This is a genomic window from Rhodococcus sp. 5G237 (assembly GCF_053764735.1).
The window spans coordinates 88,701-110,336 of record NZ_JBSNCD010000012.1; the positions used below are offsets into that span (position 1 = coordinate 88,701).

A 21,636-nucleotide genomic window follows, 5' to 3' on the forward strand; every position below is an offset into this window, starting at 1 on the left:
GGCTCCCGACGCCGTGGCGTCGGGAGCCCTTCCCGTGCAACCGTCGTGTGCGTCAGCTGCGCAGCGACGCCGGCGGGTTGAAGCGCTCGCCGTACTTGGCGGCGAGTTCCTCGGCGCGCTTGACGAAGCCTTCCTTGCCACCCGGGTAGCCGACGATGTACTGAGCGACACCACCGGTCCAGGCCGGGAAGCCGATGCCGAGGATCGAGCCGATGTTGGCGTCGGCGGTGGTCTCGAGAACACCCTCGTCGAAGCACTTCTGGGTCTCGATCGCCTCGGCGAAGAGCATGCGGTCGATCAGATCCTGCAGCGGCACATCGAGCGTCGCCTCGGTCTTGTAGTGATCGCGCACGCCCTGCCAGATGCCCAGGCGCTTGCCGTTCTCGTCGTACTCGTAGAAACCGGCCTTCTCGAGGCGGCCCGGACGGCCCTGCTCGATCATCCAGTCGACGACGTCGAGTGCGGGATGCCGCGTGGTGCCGAGCTTGGTGTCGCCCTGCTTGGCGGCCTCCTCGGTCTCCTTCGCGATCTTCTGCATGAGCTTCATGTTCAGCTCGTCGGTCAGCTGCAGCGGCGGAGCCGGGTAGCCCGCCTGCGAACCGGCCTGCTCGATGGTCGCGGGCTCGATGCCCTCGCCGAGCATGGCGATGGCCTCGTTGACGAACGTGCCGATCACGCGCGAGGTGAAGAAGCCGCGGCTGTCGTTGACGACGATCGGGGTCTTGCGGATCGCGAGCGTGTAGTCGAACACGCGGGCCAGGGCCTCGTCGGAGGTCTTCTCACCCTTGATGATCTCGACCAGCGGCATCTTGTCGACCGGCGAGAAGAAGTGGATACCGATGAAGTCCTCGGGACGCTTGACGCCGGTCGCGAGACCGGTGATGGGCAGCGTCGAGGTGTTCGAACCGAGCAGCGCGTCGGGATCGACGATGTCCTCGATCTCCTGGAACACCTTGTGCTTGAGCTCGGTGTTCTCGAAGACTGCCTCGATGACGAAGTCGACGCCCGCGAAGTCGGCGGCGTCGGCCGTCGGCTTGATGCGGTCGAGCAGAGCCTTCGACTTCTCCTCGGTGGTCTTGCCACGCGAGAGGGCCTTGGCCTCGATCTTCTCCGAGTAGTTCTTGCCACGCTCGGCGGCCTCGAGGGTGACGTCCTTGAGGACGACCTCGAAACCGGCCTTGGCGGAGACGTACGCGATGCCCGCGCCCATCATGCCGGCGCCGAGAACGCCGACCTTCTTGATCTCCCGCTTCGGCACGTCCTTCGGACGCGAAGCGCCCGAGTTGATGGACTGCATGTCGAAGAAGAACGCCTGGATCATGTTCTTCGCGACCTGGCCGGTGGCGAGCTCGACGAAGTACCGCGACTCGATGGTCGAGGCGTTGTCGAAGTCGACCTGGGAGCCCTCGACGGCGGCGGCCATGATGGCGCGCGGAGCCGGCATCGGGGCGCCCTTGATCTGCTTGCGCAGGTTCGCGGGGAAGGCCGGGAGGTTCGCGGCGAAGGCCGGGCTGGACGGGGTGCCACCGGGGATCTTGTAGCCCTTGACATCCCACGGCTGGACGCCGCCCTCGGGGTTGGCCTTGATCCATTCCTTGGCGGCCGGGACGAGCTCCTCGACGCTGCCCACGACGTCGTGGACCAGGCCGATCTCCTTGGCCTTGACAGCGTTGTACTTGTTGCCCTGCAGCAGAACCGAGAGCAGAGCGGTCTGGATGCCGAGCAGGCGCACGGTGCGGGTGATACCACCGCCACCGGGGAGCAGGCCGAGGCTGGCCTCGGGCAAACCGATCTGGACGCCCTTGACGTCGGCGGCGATGCGGTGGTGCGTCGCGAGAGCGATCTCGAGACCGCCACCGAGAGCCGCGCCGTTGATGGCGGCGACGACGGGCTTACCGAGGGTCTCGAGGCGACGCAGGTCGGCCTTGATGCCCTGGACCTCGTCGAACGCGGCCTGCGCGTCGTCGGGGCCGATCGCGATGATGTTGCGCAGGTCGCCGCCGGCGAAGAAGGTCTTCTTCGCGGAGGTGATCACCACGCCGGTGATGGAGTCCTGCTCCTCGTACAGGCGGTCGACGGTGGCCTTCATCGACGCCTTGTACAGCTCGTTCATCGTGTTGGCGCCCTGGTTGGGGTCGTCGAGGGTCAGCACGACGATGCCGTCGGCGTCCTTCTCCCAGGAAATCATGTTGTCGCTCACTGTTGTTCGAATTCCTTCCGGTGTCAGACGCGCTCGATGATGGTGGCCACACCCATGCCGCCACCGATGCACAGGGTGACGAGGGCGCGCTTGGCTCCGCGGCGCTCGAGCTCGTCGATCATCGTGCCGGTGATCATGGCGCCGGTGGCGCCGAGCGGGTGGCCCATCGCGATGGCGCCGCCGTTGACGTTGAGCTTCTCGTCCGGGATGTTCAGGTCCTTCTGGAACTTCAGGACGACCGAGGCGAAGGCCTCGTTGATCTCGAACAGGTCGATGTCGTCGACCGTCAGGCCCGCCGCGGCGAGAACCTTGTGCGCGGCCGGTGTGGGGCCGGTGAGCATGATCGTCGAGTCGGCACCGGAGGTGGCCGTGGCGACGACGCGGGCACGCGGGGTCAGACCGAGGTCCTTGCCGGCCTGCTCGGAACCGACGAGCACGAGTGCCGCGCCGTCGACGATGCCCGAGCTGTTGCCGCCGTGGTGGACGTGGTCGATCTTCTCGACGAAGTGGTACTTCTGCTGCGCCACGGCGTCGAAACCGCCCATCTCACCGATGGTCGCGAACGACGGCTGCAGCTTGGCCAGACCCTCGAGGGTGGTGTCGGGGCGCATGTGCTCGTCGTGATCGAGGATGGTCAGACCGTTCTGGTCCTTGACCGGGACGACCGACTTGGAGAAGTAACCGCCGGACCAGGCTGCCGCCGCGAGCTGCTGCGAACGCAGTGCGTAGGCGTCGACGTCCTCGCGGGTGAAGCCCTCGATGGTCGCGATGAGGTCGGCGGAGATGCCCTGGGGAACGAGGTAGCTGTCGTAGTTGGTGGCGGGATCGAGCATCCACGCGCCACCGTCGGAGCCCATGGGCACGCGGGACATCGACTCGACGCCACCGGCGAGGACGAGCTCGTCCCAGCCCGAGCGGACCTTCTGCGCAGCCATGTTGACGGCCTCGAGGCCCGACGCGCAGAAGCGGTTGATCTGGACGCCGCCGGTGGTGACCGGCAGGTTCGCGATGGTGACCGCGGTGCGGGCGATGTCGGCACCCTGGTCGCCGACGGGGCCGACGACACCGAGGATCAGGTCGGAGATGCGGTTCTCGTCGAGGTCGGGGAAGCGAACACGCAGCTCGTCGATCAGGCCCGTAACCAGGGAGATCGGCTTGACGGAGTGCAGCGACCCCGTCTTCTTGCCTCGGCCGCGTGGTGTTCGGATGGCTTCATAGATGAATGCCTCGGTGGTCACAGTGCGCAGGTTCCTTCCCGTGCTTGCGGAGCGATGGCACCCACGGCCCTGCAGAGGGCCGCCGTGCCCAACCTCCCCCACGGTAGAAGCGGACGCCCTCGGCGGTAAGGACCGAAGCGATCGGTGTCCGTGACCGAACCGAACGTCCGGAAACCGTCTACGGAGCCACCGCTGCCCGCAGGCCGCGTCCTCTGTGCAGGACTTCTCCCAGCGCAGCGAGGGGAACGGGCGCGTCGACGAGCTCGGCCCAGGGGTGGACGGCGACCGTGCGGGTCAGGAACGTCACGGCCTCGTGCAGGTGCCGGGGTTCGTAGTTGTGCACCCCGCTGATGGTGAGCCAGCCGCGCACGATCGCCTCCGGATCGACAGGGACTGCGGCGGCGGGAGCCACCGACCCGGCGAGGACGACGCGGCCACCGATGTCCAGGCGCGGTACGAGCGAGGCGATCGCCTCCGACGACCCGGAGAAGTCGAGGGCGACGTCCACGGGACCACCGTTGTCGGCGACCGCTCCGAATCGTCCGGCACACGCCGTGCGCCGGGGATCGACGTCGAGGACCACGACCTCGGCACCGGCCTCCGCACACATGGCCACGGCCGTGACACCGAGCATTCCGGCACCGCACACCACGACCCGGCGTCCTGCGAGGTCGCCGGCCGCATCGATCACCGCGGCGGCAGTGGCGGTCGCGCACGCGGCGGGAGCTGCGACGACGTCGGGCAGCAGGTCCGGGACGGGCACGAGTTCCGTGCCCGCGGGCAGGACGATGTACTCGGAGTACGTTCCCGACAACGGCCACGGCCCGGCGAACGGTTCGTGACCGACCTTCGTCACCGATCTGCACTTGGCCGTGCGCCCGGATCGGCAGCGGTCGCAGTCGTGGCACACGCGCGTCACGCTCCACACGACCCGCTCCCCCACGTCCGAGGTGGCATGCGGGCCGACCGCGACGATCTCCCCGACCCCTTCGTGTCCGAGAACCGACGGCGCCGGGCCGCAGCGTCGTCCGGACACGGTGTGCAGATCGCTCCCGCACACCGTGGCGAGCCGGACACGGACGAGCACGTCGCCGTCACGCAGGGCCGGTACCGGTACCTCTCGCATCTCGATGTCCGCTCCCGTCCACACCGCCGTGCGGCTCACACGACCTTCGAGCGGATCCATCCCGACACCCTTTCGATGACGTACACGACGGCGAACACGATGACCACGATCGCACCGGCGAATTCGAAGTTCAGCGTCCGGACCGCTTCGAAGAGAAGGAATCCCACGCCTCCCGCACCGACGACACCGAGAACGGTCGAGGTGCGGATGTTGACGTCGAGCAGGTACAGCGTCGAACCGACGACGGACGGAACCACCTGGGGAATCACCGCGGCGAACAAGGTCTTCCACCATCCGCCACCGACGGCGCGGACCGCGTCGAGCGGACCGGAGTCGATCTCCTCGACGGCGTCGGCGACGAGTTTGCCGAGGAATCCGACGGATCCGACGGCGAGCGCGCATGCACCGGCAACGGGGCCGAGTCCGATAGCGGCCACGAAGATCACCGCGAGGACGAGTTCGGGGACGGCCCGCACGACGAGGATCACGGCGCGTGCGGATGCGTAGACGGTGGGATGCGGCGACACGTTGCCCGCAGCCAGGATTCCGAAGGGTAACGACAGCGCCGCGCCCACGGCGGTCGCGACCGCACCGATCGCGAGGGTCTGCAGCACCGCGTCGGCGAGATCCCATCCCACCGCGGCGAAGTCCGGCGGCACGAGACGCGTGAAGACCTCGAGGGACGGACCGATCCACGTGAACAGCTCGCGCGGGTCGATACGGAGAGTGATCAGGGCGAGTACCGTGGCTCCCACGACGGTGGCCGAGAAGGCGATACGTGAGACACGTTCGCGTCCGGGACCGTTCGCGGAGGGGGTGAGCAGGGCGCGCCGGACGAGGATGGCGACTACCTCCATCGCGGCGATGATCACCAGGATCACGCACACGATTCCGAGCGCTCGTGGATAGACCAGTCCGCGCAGTGCGTCCTGCAGCGCGAACCCGATGCCGCCGGCACCGACGAAACCGAGGACGACGGAGGTTCGGAGGTTGATGTCGATGCGGTAGACGAAGTTCGCGGTCCAGGACGGAACGACCTGCGGCAGAACCGCGTTGATCATCTCGCGGGCGTACCCGACGCCGGTGCTGCGCACGGCTTCCCGCGGCCCGGCGTCGGTCTGTTCGATCGCGTCGGCGAACAACTTGCCGAGCATGCCGATCGAATGGAGCGCGAGCGCGAGAACACCGGGGAGCACGCCGATTCCGAGTGCGCGGACGAACAGGACCGCGAACAGCAGGTCGGGCATGGCGCGGCAGAACGTGATGACGGCGCGGGCGATGCGATACAGCACCGGATGCGGTGTCGTGTTGCGTGCCGCGAGGAATGCGAGCGGGATCGAGGCGACCGCCGCGAGGACGGTGCCGAGCACCGCCATGAGCAGCGTCTCGAGGGCGAGGACACCGATGCGGCCCGGATCGTCGAGCCGCGGCGGCAGCATGCGTTCGATCAGGCCGGCCGTCGAATCGAGCCCGTCGAGCAGGGTCGCGGGCGCGAAATCGATATACGCGGCCGATGCCAGGACGGCGACCGCGATGATCGCCCACCCGGCGGTGATCGTCCGCCGGCGGCCGCGACCGGCGTCGTGGGGAGTCGGCTCGGTGCGGGGTGGGGCGAGGATGCTCATGCCGACCCGGCTCCGAGCGGGTCGGAGGCGGGCTCGACGCGCCGGTAGATCTCCATGGCCTCGTCGCGCGAGAGACCGACCGCGGGGCGATCGAGCACTTTGCGGCCGTCGCGCAGACCGACGATGCGGTGTGCCCACCCGAGTGCGAGGTCGACCTGGTGCAGCGTGCACACGACGGTGAGCTTGTCCTCCATGCACACCCGGAACAGCAGGTCCATGACCACGCCGGCGTTCTCCGGGTCGAGGGAGGCGACGGGTTCGTCGGCGAGCAGGACCGTGGGCCGCTGCATGAGGGTCCGCGCGATCGCGACGCGCTGCTGCTGGCCTCCCGAAAGCGTGTCGGCGCGCCGGTCCGCGAGGTCGGCGAGACCGACCCGGTCGAGATGCTCCCGCGCCTCGACACGCATGGCCTTCGGGTAGGTGAGTGCCCCGTAGCGGGGCAGCGACAGTCTGCCCAGTCCGCCGATGAGTACGTTCTCGAGGCAGCTGAGCCGTCCGACCAGATTGAACTGCTGGAAGACGAATCCGACGTTCCTGCGCAGCGACCGCAGTTCACGGCGCGACGCGAGATCGACCCGCGTCCCGGAGACGTCGATGCTGCCCTCGGTGACGGGGTGCAGACCGTTCAGGCACCGGAGGAAGGTCGACTTCCCCGAGCCGGACAGGCCGAGCAGCACGACCAGTTCGCTGCGGTGGACGTCGAGATCGACGCCGGACAGCGCGGTGGTGGTGCCGAATTCCTTGGTGACACCGCGGGCGGAGAGAACGAGATCGTCGCCGGCGACCTGGTGGGTGGGATCGATGTTCATCGTCAGCCCTTGCACTTCTCGGAGCCGGTGATCTCGCAGACGTGGCGTACCCCGTCGTAGTCGGCGTCGGTCGCGGGCACGACACCCCAGGCACGTTCGTCGGTGATGCGGCATTCGCCGTCGCAGTATCCCTGTGCGCGCAGGTAGTCGGCGTTGCCCTTCTCGGTGAGGATGCCGGCGAGTCGTTCGACGACCTCGGTGCCGAGGGAATTGTCGCCGACGAACAGGGATCCGGCGATCGTCTCGGATTCCCAGACCTTCTTCAGTTCGCCTTCCCGGAGGTCGCCGCTCTCGATCATGGTCTTGTCGACCATGGTGTCGAACGCGAAGCCGGCGTCGCAGTCGCCCGCTGCGATCGCCAGTGCGGAGGCGTCGTGTCCGCCGGCGTAGACGGGGGTCAGGCCGGCGACGAGATCCTGCTCGGTTCCCGATCCGACGACTCCCGCTTCGATGAGTCCTGCCGAGGGGTACAGGAATCCGGACGTCGAACCGGGATCGACGAAGCACACGTCCTTGTCCGCGAAGTCCTCGATACTGTCGATCCCGGAGTTGCCGGACTGCGTCAGACCGTAGGAGCGGTAACCGGGTTCGGCGCTCGGATCCTGCACCACGGCGCCGAGTGGGGTGGTGTCGGCGCCGTTGAGCTGTGCGACGACGTACGCGAAGGGACCGAAGAAGGCGAGATCGACGTTGTCGGCGATCATGCCTTCGACCACGCCCGCGTAATCGGAGGCCTGGACGAACTCGACGGTCGATCCGGTCTCGTCCTCGAGCATCTTCAGCAGCGGTTCGTAACTCGCCTTCAGGTCGGACGAGTTCTCGGCCGGAATCGCACCGAGCGTGAGGGTTTCGGGGAAGCCTTGTTCGGTGAGCGCGTCGGGATCCGAACCACCGCAGGCTGTCAGGGCGAGGGTGAGTCCGGCGGCGAGACCGGCACAGGCAACGGCGCGCCGGGACGACAGGGAACGCATGGGGGGGTGTCCTTCGTGTCGGGGGTCAGGCGTCGGGGGTCAAGCGAGGAGCAGAGCAGGCAGATCGGCGATCGAGTCGAGAACGTGTGTGGCTCCGGCTTCGCGGAGCGTCGCCTCGTCGTGGGCGCCGGTGCGGGTTCCGGCGACGACGGAGGCGCCGGCACGCAGACCGGACAGGATGTCTCCTGCCGTGTCCCCGACGACGGCGACGTCACGGACGTCGTCGGTACCGGTGCGCAGCAGGGCGGTGAGGATCATGTCGGGGTAGGGGCGTCCGCGACCGGCGTCGGCGGGCGTGAGAGCGAGGTCGGCGAGGTCGCGCCAGCCGAGTGCATCGAGCAGCCTGTCCTGGGTGGATCGGCTGAATCCGGTGGTGAGTACGACTTTCACGCCGGCCTCACGCAGCTGCGTGATCGACTTCTCGGCGCCGGGGACGGCGGAGACGTCGCCCTGGTCGACGAATCGTTCGTAGGCGCGTTCGAAGGCGTCGTTGGCGATCCGGGCACGTTCGTCGCTGCCGAACAGTGCGCGGAATACGACGATCTTCGACTGCCCCATGGTGTCGAGGACGTATCGGCGTGCGTCGTCCCGGTCCGGGCCGCTCGCGGGAAGGCCGACGGCGGTGGCCGCCTCGTCGAATGCGCGAACGACGAGTCCGTCGTCGGCGACGGTGGTTCCGGCCATGTCGAGCACGGCGAGTCGGATGGTCATGTTCTTCTCCAAGGGTTTCGGGGCGTCCCGTTCCGGGATGTCAGAGGCCGAGAAGGTCGGCGGTCTCCTCGCCGAGATAGGGGCCGAGGGTCATACCGCGGCCACCCGGACCGGCGACGACCCACACGTCCTCGTCGGCCTTCGTGCGGTGCACGAGCGCCGTGGGGTCGATGCACTGGCTGTACACACCGGCCCAGCGCCGGACGACGCGCGGCAGTCGGCGGCCGAGGAACTCCTCCGTCACCGCGACGAGGTGGTCGTAGGGTTCTTCGTCGACGTCGAAGTCGAACGGCTCGTCGTAGGCGTGGGTGTCGCCGATGGTGAGGCCGCCGTGCAGGCGCTGGACGCACAGCAACTGCATGCGATGCCGTGCGGCGACGGGTCGTTGCTCTTCGGAGGCGGTGAGGTCGTCGAGGGCGGTACCGGCGAATCCCGGGTAGTAGCGCAGGCTGTCGCCGTCGGCGATCGACGTGGTGAGGTCTTCGCCGAGCGGTGCGGTCTGCATCATCTGCAGCCGGACCCTGCGCAACGGCAGGTCGCCGGCGAGGTCGCGGGCGAGGCCACCGAGTGTCGCGCCGGGACAGACGAGAACGAGGTCGGTCTCGTGCACGGTGCCGTGGTCGTCGCGCACCTTCACGGTCCCGTGGGGCGTGCGGGAGACGTCCCGGGCCTCGGTGGACGGCAGGAACCGGTAGCGGCCCGAGGTGGCGAGATGTTGCCGGATCGCCGGGAGCGCGATGCGGGATTCGACGGTGGCGTCGGTGCTGCAGTGCAGTGCCGCGAGGAACTTGCCGCGTAGCGCGGGGTTACGGCGGCGCGTCTCGTCCGCATCGAGCAGGGCGAATCCCCGTCGCTGCGCGTCGTCGCGTGCGATCGCTTCCTCGGCGACGGCGACCTCGGCGTCGGTGCGCAGCAGCGTCAGCGAACCGTTCGCTCGGAAACCGACGTCGGGAACGCGGGCGCCGAGGTCCTCCCACAGCTCGCGGGACCGCAGGGTGGCGTCGAGTTCGCCGCGTGTGCGGCCGGAGACCCAGACGAGTCCGAAGTTCCGCACGGTGGCGCCGCGCGCTTCCGGTTCGCGTTCGAGGTGCAGGACGTCGTGTCCGCGACGGACGACGGCGTCGGCGTGTGCGGTGCCGAGGATGCCGCCACCGATGATCAGGATTCGCATGGGGACGACAGTGGCGGATGGTCTAGACCATATGGGGATGGTTCGGCGAACGCCCGGTGAACAGTTGGTATAGACCGGAATTCGGTTACGCTGGATGTGTGGCCACCGTCGTTCGCGAAACGCGCACCCTCAAGCACCAGGTCGTGCGCCGCCAGGTCGAGTGCCTTCTCGACCAGCTCAGCGTGGGAGATCAGGTCCCCTCCGAGCGCGATCTCGCCACCCGATTCGACGTCGCCCGCGAAACCGTCCGTCAGGCATTGCGAGAACTGCTCGTCGATGGCCGCATCGAAAGGCGGGGGCGCAGCACCGTCGTCGCCGGACCCAAGATCGTCCAGCCCCTCGTCATCGGTTCCTACACCGAGGCCGCCCTGCTCGAAGGGCGCAGTGCCGGACGTGTGCTCGTCGCGTGGACCGACCTCGTCGCCGACGACGAACTGGCCTGCCGTCTCGGTCTCGAACCCGGCGATCCCGTCCTCGAACTCGAACGCGTCCTGCTCACCGACGGAGTGCATGTCGGGCTCGAACGCACGCGCCTTCCCGCACAACGCTTTCCGGATCTGCGCCGCACGCTGGATCCGTCGTCGTCGCTGTACGCCGCGATCCGTTCCTACGGAATCACCTTCGCGCGGGCGGTCGAGCGGATCGAGACCACGCTGCCGGATGCGCGCGAGGCGGCGCTGCTCGACGCCGACACCCGCACACCGATGCTGCTGCTCGAGCGGATCTCCTACGACGAGAACGACGTCCCGATCGAGCACCGCCGGTCGCTCTACCGCGGCGACCGGATGTCGTTCGTCACGACCGTCACTCCCTGAGCGGCAGATCAGTCGACGCCCAGGCCTGCTTCCCGCGCACGGACGATCGCGCTCGCCCGGTCGGCCGCACCGATCTTGCCGAGGATGTTCGATACGTGGTTGCGCACCGTCTTCTGGCTGAGCACGAGCCGGCGGGAGATCGCGGCGTTGTCGAGTCCGCGGGCCACGAGGTCGAGGATCTCCCGCTCCCGTTCGGTCAGATCCGGGAAGGCCGCCGATGTGTTGCGGGAGGTCGCGACCGCTGCAAGGGCTTTCGCCGCGACCGCCGCACCGACGATCATCTCGCCGTCGGCCACGGCCCGGATCGCCCGTTCGACCCCCGACGGATCGGCCCCCTTGACGAGATAACCCGACGCACCGGCACGGATCGACGCGACGAGGATGTCCTCGTCCTCGTGCATCGTGACCATCAGGATCCGGGTCCCCGGCGACTTCCGGAGGATGCTGCGGGTCGCGTCGATCCCCGACCCGTCGCCGAGTTCGATGTCCATGAGCACGACGTCGACGTCGCCGGTCACGACCTCGAGCGCCTCCCCCACCGAACTCGCCTGGCACACGACGTCGATCCCCTCGAGCGTGCCGAGCAGTGCCGCCATACCGAGGCGGAAGACGGGATGGTCGTCGACGACCGCAACGCGTATCGCTCCGTTGTCGCTCATGATTCGGACCAGGGTAGCCGTGCCCGCACCACGACACCGCGCGGGTCGCCGGGTTCGATACCCACCGTTCCTCCGACCTCCCGGGCCCGCTCCCGCATGCTCTGCGTCCCCACACCGACGCGTACGTCGGCCGTCAGTCCTCGTCCGTCGTCGACGATGTCGAGGACCAGCACGTCGCCCTCCGCCGCGACCCGCACGGTGCATTCGTCGGCACCGGAATGCCGTCGTGCGTTGATGATCGCCTCGGAGGCGATGCCGTAGGCGGCCCACGCGATCGGGCCGGACATCCCGGCGGGGAGGTCGGACCGCAGGTCGACGCGGAATCCCGCGCGGGCGTGGGTGATCACGAGTTCGTCGAGTGCGGCGGTGAGGCCGAGTTCGTCGAGGACCGGGGGCAGCAGACTGCGCGACAGTTCGCGCACACCGTCGACCTGCCGGTCGAGTTCGCGGAGCAGTTCGTCGACGAGTCCGGCCGCGGCGTCCGGGTCGGTGGTGACGAGATTGCGTGCGCCCTGCAGGCCGAGCCGCACCCCGGCGAGCGACGGGCCGAGGCCGTCGTGCAGTTCGCGGCGAATGGTGCGGCGTTCCTCGAGTCTCACCTCGGTGAGGCGGCGACGTGCTTCTTCGAGGTCCTCGGCCGACCGCAGGACGACGAGCCCGGCGTCGACGACGGTCGCGAGTTCGGTGAGCGCCCGTCGGCTGCGTGCTCCGAGCGATTCGCCCGGGGGTGCGGTGACGGCGAGGGTGGCGTCGCCGTCACCGACCGGCACCTCCTCGACGGGTCCGGTCGCGGTCCCCCAGCGTGCGATCACGTCGCCGCCGCGGCGCACCTCGACCGATTCGAGGCGCAGTGCGGTACCGATGCCGGCGGCCAGTTCGCCCAACAGCAGGTCGGGCGAAGCGGCACCGGCGAAGTGCCGCCCGAGGATCCGCACGGCGCGTGCCGGGTCGACGCCGTCGCCGTAGACGAGGCGGTGCACCTTCCGGTCGAGCCATATCCGCGCGGGTTGCACGGCCAGGGCGACAGCGGTGGCGGCGACCGCCTGGGCGAAGACCGATTCGTTCGGAAGCACCAGCGACACTGCGACCGTCACCGCGAGATAGCAGGTGACGAGCACGGCGGTGAGACTGCCGGCGAGCGCGGCGCGACCGACCGCGAGGTCTATGCCCCAGAGTCGTTGGCGCAGAACGACTGCGAGGATCGCGACGGGATAGAAGGCCTGCGTCGCGAGGTGCAGCAGCGGTGTGAGCATCCACGGCACGTCCGGGACCGCCAGGGGGATGTACGAGGCCGTCATCAGAGCACTGCCGAGCGCGAGCCATCCCGTCCCGGATCGTTCGCCCGCCGGGGCGTGACGGCGACGCCACTCGACGTGCCCGGCGGTCAGGAACCCCACGGCCACAACGGGTCCGACGAACCAGATGTCGGCGATGTCGGTGAAGGTGCGGGCCCAGAAGAACCAGGCGATCGTCAGGACGCCGACGCCGATCCCGGCCCGCACCACGGGATCGGCCCGACGGTCGCGGACGAGCCACGGCACCACCAGGAACAACGCGAGTGTCCCGGGGATCCAGGTGGTGTTCTGCAGCGGACCGAGGAATCCGACGGGCAGTTCGGGGCGGACGAGGGCGAGCTGGGTCCAGCTGTAGGACATCGCTGCCACACCGACGCCGATCGACGCGACGGCCAACAGGATCGGCACGGCGTGGACCCGGCGGGCGAGGACCACGCCGGCGACCGTCCCGTAGACGGCGGCTCCGACGATGTCGACGAGGAAGAACAGCTGGTCGGAATCGAGCGCGGGCCGTGCCGCGACGAACACGACGACGGCCGCGACGGCGAGCAGCCAGGAGGCGACGGCCACGACGGCGGCGGGTACCGGAGCCCCGGTACCCGCCGATCCGTTCGTCGCGACTGCGTCCTTCATGGTGCGGTGAGTATGCACCACTGTGTCCTTGATGCGGCAGGTATACGCCGCTGGGCCGCTCGCAGTGGCACTAACGTGCACGCCGGTCCGCGAGGGCGAATCCGACTCCGGCCACCAGCACCCACACCGGGCCGGTGAAGCCCGCCATGTACTGCAGGGGGGAGATGCCGAGGAGCAGTGTCAGGCCACCGAGAACGATGCTCGCCCAACCGATCCACCGGGGCGCCGCGCGGTGCCGCAGGGCCGCCACCGCGACCGCGACACCGCTCACGCCGGCACCGATCCACAGCCACGGGATGGTGCCCATCCAGTGCGAGGCGAAGACTGCCACCTCGGGCACCATCCGATCGGTGTTGCCGAGACCGAACAGCAGCTCGGTGTCGAGTCCGGTGCCCATGAGGGTCGCGACCGAGGTGAGCACGAGGCCGAAGGCCGCGACCGTCGGCACGAGGCTGAACTCCGGAGTGCCGGCGCGCAGCCGGCGCTGCAGTCCGGCAGCGAAGACGAGCAGCAGCGTCGTCGACACCATCAGCGTCAGGTGCATGACGAGCATGGCCGTGCGCTGCCCGGCGAACTCGGTCATGATCGCCATCGCGTTGCCGGCGGTGCGCTCGTTGTACGCCGCGCCCATCGCCATGCTCGCCTGGATGCCCACGACGCCGGCGAGTCCGGCGACCGCACCCGTCCACGCCCAGAGCGAACCGGGGCCACGACGGTCGGGCGCGATCGGCGCGAGGGGTTCGGTCTCGGTGCCGAGAGTGTTCATGAGGGTCCCTTCGGATCGGTGCGACGCCCTGCGCGTCGTGGAAGGAACGATCCGGTGCCCGGTGTCCCGGGTGGAAGGGACGGCTGTCCCGACCTTCCGGGATCACAGTTCGCGCTCTCCCGGGCAGGCACCGTGTGCCTACCACAACCGAGGGGAGGTTGTGTGCGATTCTCCCGACGAAAACGCGCACAACCTCCCCTACGACCGGAGGATGTCGACGCGGACATTTCCGTGGGCTGCCGGATCCGCGTCGCCCCGAATTCACTCAGGGATTTCGGGTGCGGCGCTCGTCCGCCGAATGAAGAGCGGCGACGGACGCGAAGGCCGCAGCCAGTACCAGTAACAACAGCACAACATTGAGTGTCATGGAATGTCCTTTCACGGGGCCGGGCGAATTTCCCCCGACTTCGAAACAGGCGCTCCCCTCTTCTATCCTATTTACGAGAAATATGCGAGTCGACGCATTTTCCACCGGCGAATTCGATACGTTCGCAATTCGAACGCCGCGGAATTCCGGGTCGAATATTCCGTCGGAGAATGCGGCGGATCAGCCCAGTGACCTGCGCCTCATGCGCGCCTGCCGACGGTGAGCAGTGCCCCGTCGGTTCCTAAGGTGATACGACGTGGCGGAAGCGAGCGGAGATCATCGGGTCGTCGACCTGCCGCTGCCCACACCCGCCCCGCTGCGGACGGCGATGCTGTCGGTTCCCCGGCAGGGACGCCGGTGGCCCGGCGCCGCACGTGCAGCCGCCACGGTCGCGGTGCCCGGTCTCGTGGGCGTCGCCCTCGGATTCGGCGCCGTCTCCGCCATCGCCACACTCGGCGCCTTCGCCGTCGTCTACGGCGAGCAACGCCCCTATCGCGTCCGTGCCCGAGCGGTCGCCGTCATCGGGACGGTGCTCGTCACGCTGGCGACGATCGGTGCCCTCGCAGGTTCGGTCGTCCACCACGAACTGGCCGCAGGCGGGTCTGCGTGGTGGTACCTGCTGGTCGTCGCGGCGATGACCGCGACCGTCGCGGGGTGCGCCTTCGTCGTCGACGCGCTGCGGATGGGTGCGCCCGGCGCCTTCCTGATGTTGTTGTCCCTCGAGATCGCGTCCGCTCTCCCCGCACTGGGAGTGTCCGTCCCGACGGTCACTGCCTGGACCGCGATCGGCGCGGGGACGGCCGTCGTGGTCTCCCTGTCCGGCGCCCCGGTCCGGCCGCGAACTCCGGAACGCATCGCGGTGGCCGCTGCGGTCTCCGCCGTCGACGCGGTCTTCGAGGAGAACTCACCCGGCAATCGCCGCGCCGCGGTCCACGATCTGCACGCGGCCTGGCAGTGCCTGCACGACGCCGGACTCGTCGATTCGGGGCATCCGCTGGAGCAGACGCTGCGCGCGGCGCACCTCCGATGCGCGGAGACACTGGACGAGCGTCCGCGGGACGAGGCGGTTCCGGAGGACGATCTGCGACTGCGGACCCCGCTGCGACGCCCCTCCGTGCGGTACCGCCTCGCGCGCGCCGCGCACCTCCGCAGCCGGTCGGCGACGATCGCCGTGCGCCTGCTCGTCGCGGGACCTCTCGCCGGGACGATCGCCATCGCGCTGGGCGTCGGACGCCCCGACTGGGCGGTCATCACGGCCGCGATGATCCTGCATCAGGGACCGGACAGGATCCTCGGCTCATACCGGGCGGCGCACCGCTTCCTCGGCACCGTGCTCGGGCTCGTCCTGGTGGCCTGCCTGACGCCCTTCCATCCCGGTGGGGTCGCCCTCGTCGTGGTGCTGGCCGCGGTGATGGCCGGCACCGAGATGTTCCTGGTGCGGAACTACGGCCTGGCGATGGTCTTCATCACCCCGCTCGTCGTCGTCCTCGGCGGGCTGGGCGCCCCCGGCGATCTGATGACGGTCGCGCGCGACCGCTTCCTCGAGACCGTTGTCGGCGTCCTCGTCGCGCTCGCGGTGCTGTGGGGCGTACTTCCCCGGGCCCACCGCCGCGTCCTCGTCTTCGCCGACGGCCGCGTCCGCGACGCCGTCACGAGGATCGCCGCGTCGACGGACGCACGCGAACTGCCCGAACTGCGCCGCGACCTCGAGTTCGACCTGCACGCCTCCACCACCGCGGCTGTCATCGCCGCGCACACCGAGCCGGCGTGGACCCGGGACCGGTGGACCGAGCATCGCCGACTCCACGAACTCGGCTACCGGATCCTGACCCTGCCGGAGCGACCGGGCCCCTGAAGCAGGGACCCGGTCGTTTCCGTCGGAACACGCGCCGTCGTCAGAACACCAGGACTGCGAAGACGGTCGAGAGGATCAGCCCCGCCATCACCGGCAGGAAGCACTTGCGGGCGAGATCGAGCACGGGCACCCGGGCGAAACCGGCCACCGCGACCAGCGAGGACCAGGCGATGATGACGCCGCCACCGGCCCAGATGTTGCCCATCTGACCGATCGCCGCGAGCGTCGAGGGGTCGACGTCGACGGCGGGGCCGAGAGCACCCGACAGCGCGCCGGTGAGGGGCAGTCCGCTGAATCCGGACCCGTCGAGTCCGGCGACGAGGCCGATGAGCAGGATGCCGAAGGACGTGATGAAGGCGTTCTGCGGAAGGTGCGACTGCACCGTGGTCACGAGGTCGAACAGGATCGCCGGGCCCGCGGCGTCGGCGGAGATGCCGAGGATCGGTCCCGCGAACTCCGGATTGCCGATGAAGAAGAAGCCGGCGATCGGGAGGACGCAGCCCATGGCCTTGAAGGCGAAGACCAGGCCGTCGACCAGATGGTCCGAAGTGGTCTCGAGGAAACCTCCGCGGTCGGTCGACGCTGCGGCGGCGAACAGGATCAGCGCTGCGATCCCACCCACGATCGCGGCGGCGTCGCCACCCTGCAGCGGCGGCACGACCTCGGTGAATTTGCCCAGCATCAGGTAGACGATGAACGCGAGGTAGGCCAGCGGCACGAGCATCGCGAACGCCTTCGCGGTACCGCGGCGTTCCTTCTCCGCCTCGGCGTCGGGGTCGGCGTTCGGGTCGGACGGCGCCACGAGCACCGCCGTGGCCGTCGCCGCCTGCTCTCCGCCGCCGCTGGGGCCACCGGCCGGTTCCGGCCGACGCGGAGGACGGGAGCCACCCCCGCCACCCGAGGAGTCGTCGCCACCACGGGTGTCGCCGATGCCGCGGTCGGCTGTGTCGCCGATGCCGCGGTCGGCTGTGTCCCCGATGCCGCGGTCGGCTGCGGCCTCCCACTCGACGAGGAGGTCGGGGGACGGCGCACGCCAGTGCCGCTTCTGCACGAGGTAGGTGATCAGCAGAGCCGTGCCGCCGACGATCAGGGACAGGACCATGGCCTTGTCCGCGACGGCGTCGGCCTCGACGCCGGCCGCCGATGCGGAGATACCGGGCGCCACCTTGATGATGTAGTCCGAGGACAGTGCCATGCCCTGACCGCAGATCGCGATGACCATGCCCACCGACAGCGGGGACATGCCCGCGCGGATCGCGACGGGGATGAGCACCGCGCCGACGAGGGGCACCGCCGGAGTGGGCCAGAAGAACAGGGAGATCACGTAGGTGACCGCGGCGAGGACGAGGAAGCTGCTGGTGCCCGCACGCATGACCCGCCGGAACGGCGCGACCATCATCCGGTCGGCACCGAGCTGGCGCAGCGCGCCGAGCATGGCCGTGACCATCGCGATGATGAGGAAGATGTTGAACAGTTCCTTCGCCGCGACGAGGCTCGCGTTGAAGATGGCCGACAGTCCCGTGACGATGCTGCCGGAGAACGTCAGTGCGGTCAGGAAGGTTGCGACGACTGCAGGAACGACGATGTTCTTCCGCAGGGCCATGGTGGCCAGGATGACGAGGATGCCGGCCAGGTAGACCCAGTGCGCGGCGGTGAGTTGTACGTCCAAGGCGATTCCTTCGACAGGAGGTGGAACGAGTCGGGCTGTGTTCGTGGACGGTGAATGGGAACTCGATGTATTGGGGGAACTTTCCGCTACGGCCCGTGCTCGGTCAACGAGAACGGTGCACAGTGCCCGCCACGCTAGTTGTGCACTGTGTTCCACTTTTGCGATTTCGTGACGACGAGGCGCTCCGGTGTGAAATATTGCTACGAACATGTGTCGCGCGCCCCGCGCCGCCCTCACGACGTCGTCGAATGTGCACCCTGCACCGGCTCACCCGGATCCGATGTGCACCTTCACTCCGCGATGGCGATGCATCCGACGGTAGCGCAGTGCGAAAGTGGTTCGACGGCACGAACCGTGCCGCGCAGTTCCCCGAGGTTCCGGAGAGTTCGATGACCACTCGCACCGATACACCGGCAGCGCCGGCAGCCGAGACGGATACGGGCACTCCTCTGGCCCTGTCCGCACTGCTCGCCGGAACCCTCGTCGGGACATTGAGCAACAACATCATCAATGTCCCACTGCCACAGATACTTTCCGACTTCGACGCAAGCCTCGAAGACGGCGCACTCCTGGCCGTCGGGTTCCTTCTCACTTTTGCTGCGACAATGCCCCTTGCAGGGTACATCGGTGACCGATACGGTCGGCGTCGCGTCTACTGCGGCGCCCTGCTCGGCACCGCGATCTGTGCTGCCGGAGCGGCGACGGCGCCGACCCTCGAGATCCTCGTGGCCTGGCGCGCCCTCGGTGGAGTCGCGGCCGCCGCATTCGCCCCCGCGGTCATGGGATTGATCGCATGGTTGTTCGGCGCGCACCGCCGCGCACGCGCGGTGAGTGCATGGGCCACCGTCAACGGACTCGGTCAGGCCATCGGCCCCACCCTCGGCGGTTTCGTTGCGGGACATTGGGGTTGGCGATGGATATTCGTCCCGATGATCCCGATTGCACTGATCGGGCTCGCCGGAACGCTGCGCTGGATCCCGATCTTCCCCGGTCGCAGGATGACCCTCGACGTGCCCGGTGCGATCGCCCTGACGCTCGGCTCCGCCGGAGTCGTGCTGGGACTGAGCATGTTCGGGCAAGCGGGCGTTCCCACGTCCGTCGCGGGGATCGCCCTGGCGGTCTCGATCGTCGTACTGGTCGGTTTCGTGGTCCACTGCCTACATGCGGACGTGCCGTTCGTCGACGTCCGGTTGCTGGTCGAGAGCAGGTTCGCGCGGAGCGCGGCCGCCGCCTTCGCGCAGATGTTCTGCCTGGGCGCGGCTCTGCTGGCGGTCCCACTGCGGTTGCACGCGACGGGTGCGTCGACGGCCACGGCCGGAGCGATCCTGTTCGCGTTGCCTGCGGTCATGGCGGCCCTCGCGCCGGTGGTCGGCCGCACCGTCGATCGCGTCGGCGGACGGCGCATGTTGCGGGCGGGACTGGTGGTGCTGCTCGTCGGTCAGATCGCGCTTGCCGTCGTCCTCTCGGCGGACGAACCGCGGCTGTGGCTCGTGGCGACCGTCCTGGCGATGACCGGTGCCGGCATCGCTGCCGTGCAGACCCCCGCGGCGGCCGGCTCGACGCGGTCCCCGGCGGGCGAGCGTGGGACGGGGCTGGGGGTGTTCAACCTGATCCGTTTCGGCGGCTCGGCCGTCGGGGCCGCGTGGGTGACCGTCGCGTTCGGTTCGTGGACGGTGGGACCGCTCTTCGCGGTGTGCGCCGTGGTCGTGTGCGCGGGGTTCGCCGCGTCGTTCCTGGGGGCGGACCCCGAGGACCACGCAACGACCGGCTCCGAGTCGACCGCCCTCAGCGGTAGTTGATCTCGTTCTCGACCGAGGTACGCAGTCGGTCGAGAAGCTCGAGACGGACGGCGAGCCAGGCCGTGAACTGATTCTCCGGCAGCCGGACGTCCATCGCCATCGCGCGGGAGATCCGGTCGAGCTTCGACAGCATGGTGTTGCGGTGCACCGACAACTCCCGCGCCGCCGCGTTGACGTTCCCGCCCGCCGCCAGATAGGCCAGCAGGGTGTCGTACAGGTCGGTGCCGGGCTTGAGCGTCCCGAAGACGTCGCCGACGAACCTGCGGCTGCGATCGGTCTCGGCGACCAGCTCGAGCACGCCGTAACCCCGCAGGTCGCGGTAGGCCACCGAACCCGACATCCCGAGCCGCTGCCCGATGCCGAGTGCCACGCGGGCCTGCCGGTAGCTCTCCCGGATCTGGTCCGCGCCGACGGCCGGAGCGCCGTGGGCGACGGGCACCGGGCGCACGCGCCGGCGGGACAGGTCCTGCGACACCGCGTCGGCGTACTCGGCGATCTCGAGTTCGACATCGCGCGGGTCGCGGTAGCGGAGCGACCGCACCACCACCAGGACGTCGCCGATCACCGTGACGTACGAGCGCACCGACGGGTGGGGCAGGACGCTGGCCGCGTACCGGGCCAACCGCAACAGTCCACCGGATTCGTCGCCGCCCGGACCGGCCGGGTTCTCCCCGTAACCGGGCGCGACGAAGACCGCGAACGACGAGGTGAGGTCGATGTCGTGGTACTCGGCGCGCGCCTGCATGTCGTGCTGGCTGGTGAAACTGCCGTGCACCAGCGCCTGCACGAAATCGCCGCGGGCCCGTTCCTCGGCCTCGTCGACGCTGCGTTGCCGCAGCATCTCCGATCCGATGATCGCCGTCGCCTGTTCGGTGACGACCGCGTGCTGGGCCAGCTCGTGCGGTCCGGGAGACGTCCCCGACGCGAGAACGACCACCCAGCCCTCGAACCGTTTGCCGAGTCGGATGGTGCTCGCCGTGCACGTCCAGGGTGTGCCACCGACGACCTCCTCCAGCACGCGGGTGTCGTGGTGGGCGTGACGCTCCGCGGCCGTCACCGTCGACAGCTGCTTGTGCAGGATCTCCGAGATCTCTTCCGCCCGAGCGGCATCCACGCCGTGGAAAGCGACGGCCTGACCACGCGCGTCGAGCGCGATCGCCGGATGCTGTGCGAGCGCCGAGACCTCCTTGACGAGCAGGGTCAGCCCCGCGCCGCGGTGCAGCAGACCGGCGAGCGTCGAGTGCACATGCGCGGAATAGCGCATGACGTGCACTTCCTGCATCAGCGACCGCTCGGCGAGCAACCGGTTGAGCGCCGCGAATCCGACGGGCAGGTCGAGTTCGATCACCACCAACCCCGCCGGCCAGGACATTCCGGCGGGCACCGCGCCGTCGACGACCAGGGCCGCCGCGCCGCGGGCCGCAAGCGCGGACAGGGCGTGCGCACTGTCGGCCAGTGCCTCCGGCCGCATGTACACGGCGACGCCGGTGAGATCGTCGAATCGGCCGACGACCTCGCCGAACGGCAGCACCCAGGTGAGCGCCCGGTCGAGATCGGCCTCCCGATCCACGACCCGGGCGCCCTCCATGAGCGGTTCGTCGAGCAGCCCTCGGACTGTCAGACGCGGGCTCGATTCCATGGGGACCTGCTTCCATCGGGAGCATCGGCGGGCCGTGAGGGGGTGGACCCGTCGACACCGTGGCGGTGTGCACTTTCTACACCAGATACCAGAGTCATGCGTCCCAGACACATGTGCACTGTGTACACCGAATCCCGAAAACAACGGTGATCCTGACCGTCCCCATCGGCGCACGGTCCTGTTAGAAATGAGCCACGCCGGACACACCGCTCCACCGCTCCGGCACCCGCCGACACTTCAGCGACGCGGCATCGGCGGGACGCACACGGATCCCGACGCGGACCAGGAATCGTCCGACTCTCCGACCCG

The 21,636-nt window shown here is 69.0% G+C and carries 16 protein-coding genes; 3 read left to right on the forward strand and 13 right to left on the reverse strand.

Features of this window, described 5'->3' with window-relative positions:
* Positions 1 to 52: 52 nt before the first annotated feature.
* The 8 genes from ACWPOC_RS23955 to ACWPOC_RS23990 all read right to left on the reverse strand — a co-directional run bounded on the left by ACWPOC_RS23955 (position 53) and on the right by ACWPOC_RS23990 (position 9,830).
* Positions 53 to 2,200 carry a 3-hydroxyacyl-CoA dehydrogenase NAD-binding domain-containing protein gene (locus ACWPOC_RS23955; protein ID WP_159416910.1) on the reverse strand — a complete coding sequence of 716 codons (2,148 nt, stop codon included), beginning with the start codon at positions 2,198 to 2,200 and terminating at the stop codon, positions 53 to 55.
* A 23-nt stretch (positions 2,201 to 2,223) separates the two neighbouring features.
* Positions 2,224 to 3,438, reverse strand: coding sequence for an acetyl-CoA C-acetyltransferase (locus tag ACWPOC_RS23960; RefSeq protein ID WP_120281177.1), 1,215 nt, complete (start codon positions 3,436 to 3,438; stop codon positions 2,224 to 2,226).
* A gap of 157 nt (positions 3,439 to 3,595) precedes the next feature.
* Positions 3,596 to 4,603 carry a zinc-binding dehydrogenase gene (locus ACWPOC_RS23965; RefSeq protein WP_455409431.1) on the reverse strand — a complete coding sequence of 336 codons (1,008 nt, stop codon included), beginning with the start codon at positions 4,601 to 4,603 and terminating at the stop codon, positions 3,596 to 3,598.
* Complete coding sequence (phnE, locus tag ACWPOC_RS23970; protein ID WP_455409432.1) at positions 4,579 to 6,168, reverse strand: phosphonate ABC transporter, permease protein PhnE; 1,590 nt, start codon at positions 6,166 to 6,168, stop codon at positions 4,579 to 4,581. Before phnE ends, ACWPOC_RS23965 begins: the two co-directional genes overlap by 25 nt.
* Positions 6,165 to 6,977: a phosphonate ABC transporter ATP-binding protein gene (gene phnC / locus ACWPOC_RS23975; protein WP_120281174.1), complete on the reverse strand. Its 813-nt coding sequence runs from the start codon at positions 6,975 to 6,977 to the stop codon at positions 6,165 to 6,167. Before phnC ends, phnE begins: the two co-directional genes overlap by 4 nt.
* A gap of 2 nt (positions 6,978 to 6,979) precedes the next feature.
* A complete protein-coding gene (locus ACWPOC_RS23980; protein WP_159416913.1) occupies positions 6,980 to 7,948 on the reverse strand; it encodes a phosphate/phosphite/phosphonate ABC transporter substrate-binding protein in 969 nt (322 codons plus the stop codon).
* Between the two features lie 39 nt (positions 7,949 to 7,987).
* Positions 7,988 to 8,659 carry a phosphonatase-like hydrolase gene (locus ACWPOC_RS23985; protein ID WP_230792110.1) on the reverse strand — a complete coding sequence of 224 codons (672 nt, stop codon included), beginning with the start codon at positions 8,657 to 8,659 and terminating at the stop codon, positions 7,988 to 7,990.
* Positions 8,660 to 8,699: 40 nt separating this feature from the next.
* On the reverse strand, positions 8,700 to 9,830 hold the full coding sequence (locus ACWPOC_RS23990; RefSeq protein WP_230792109.1) for a TIGR03364 family FAD-dependent oxidoreductase: 1,131 nt from the start codon (positions 9,828 to 9,830) through the stop codon (positions 8,700 to 8,702).
* A gap of 98 nt (positions 9,831 to 9,928) precedes the next feature.
* Here ACWPOC_RS23990 and ACWPOC_RS23995 point away from each other — a divergent pair, with 98 nt between their 5' ends.
* On the forward strand, positions 9,929 to 10,645 hold the full coding sequence (locus ACWPOC_RS23995; RefSeq protein WP_455409433.1) for a GntR family transcriptional regulator: 717 nt from the start codon (positions 9,929 to 9,931) through the stop codon (positions 10,643 to 10,645).
* Positions 10,646 to 10,653: 8 nt separating this feature from the next.
* Here ACWPOC_RS23995 and ACWPOC_RS24000 read toward each other — a convergent pair whose 3' ends face one another.
* The 3 genes from ACWPOC_RS24000 to ACWPOC_RS24010 all read right to left on the reverse strand — a co-directional run bounded on the left by ACWPOC_RS24000 (position 10,654) and on the right by ACWPOC_RS24010 (position 13,998).
* Positions 10,654 to 11,304 carry a response regulator gene (locus ACWPOC_RS24000; RefSeq protein ID WP_455409434.1) on the reverse strand — a complete coding sequence of 217 codons (651 nt, stop codon included), beginning with the start codon at positions 11,302 to 11,304 and terminating at the stop codon, positions 10,654 to 10,656.
* On the reverse strand, positions 11,301 to 13,232 hold the full coding sequence (locus ACWPOC_RS24005; protein WP_455409435.1) for a histidine kinase: 1,932 nt from the start codon (positions 13,230 to 13,232) through the stop codon (positions 11,301 to 11,303). The genes ACWPOC_RS24000 and ACWPOC_RS24005 overlap by 4 nt, the downstream gene beginning before the upstream one ends.
* Positions 13,233 to 13,302: 70 nt before the next feature.
* Positions 13,303 to 13,998 carry a hypothetical protein gene (locus tag ACWPOC_RS24010; RefSeq protein WP_455409436.1) on the reverse strand — a complete coding sequence of 232 codons (696 nt, stop codon included), beginning with the start codon at positions 13,996 to 13,998 and terminating at the stop codon, positions 13,303 to 13,305.
* A gap of 623 nt (positions 13,999 to 14,621) precedes the next feature.
* Between ACWPOC_RS24010 and ACWPOC_RS24015 the strand changes: the two genes are divergently transcribed.
* Positions 14,622 to 16,220: an FUSC family protein gene (locus tag ACWPOC_RS24015; RefSeq protein ID WP_455409437.1), complete on the forward strand. Its 1,599-nt coding sequence runs from the start codon at positions 14,622 to 14,624 to the stop codon at positions 16,218 to 16,220.
* 40 nt (positions 16,221 to 16,260) lie between these two features.
* On the opposite strand, the gene ACWPOC_RS24020 is transcribed toward ACWPOC_RS24015, so the two are convergent.
* A complete protein-coding gene (locus ACWPOC_RS24020) occupies positions 16,261 to 17,889 on the reverse strand; it encodes a hypothetical protein (protein ID WP_455409438.1) in 1,629 nt (542 codons plus the stop codon).
* A 326-nt stretch (positions 17,890 to 18,215) separates the two neighbouring features.
* Between ACWPOC_RS24020 and ACWPOC_RS24025 the strand changes: the two genes are divergently transcribed.
* The gene (locus ACWPOC_RS24025) at positions 18,216 to 19,688 is read left to right on the forward strand and encodes an MFS transporter (RefSeq protein WP_455409439.1); all 1,473 of its coding nucleotides are present in this window, start codon (positions 18,216 to 18,218) and stop codon (positions 19,686 to 19,688) included.
* Here ACWPOC_RS24025 and ACWPOC_RS24030 read toward each other — a convergent pair.
* Positions 19,675 to 21,327, reverse strand: coding sequence for a PucR family transcriptional regulator (locus ACWPOC_RS24030; protein ID WP_120281166.1), 1,653 nt, complete (start codon positions 21,325 to 21,327; stop codon positions 19,675 to 19,677). The genes ACWPOC_RS24025 and ACWPOC_RS24030 overlap by 14 nt on opposite strands.
* Positions 21,328 to 21,636: the final 309 nt, after the last annotated feature.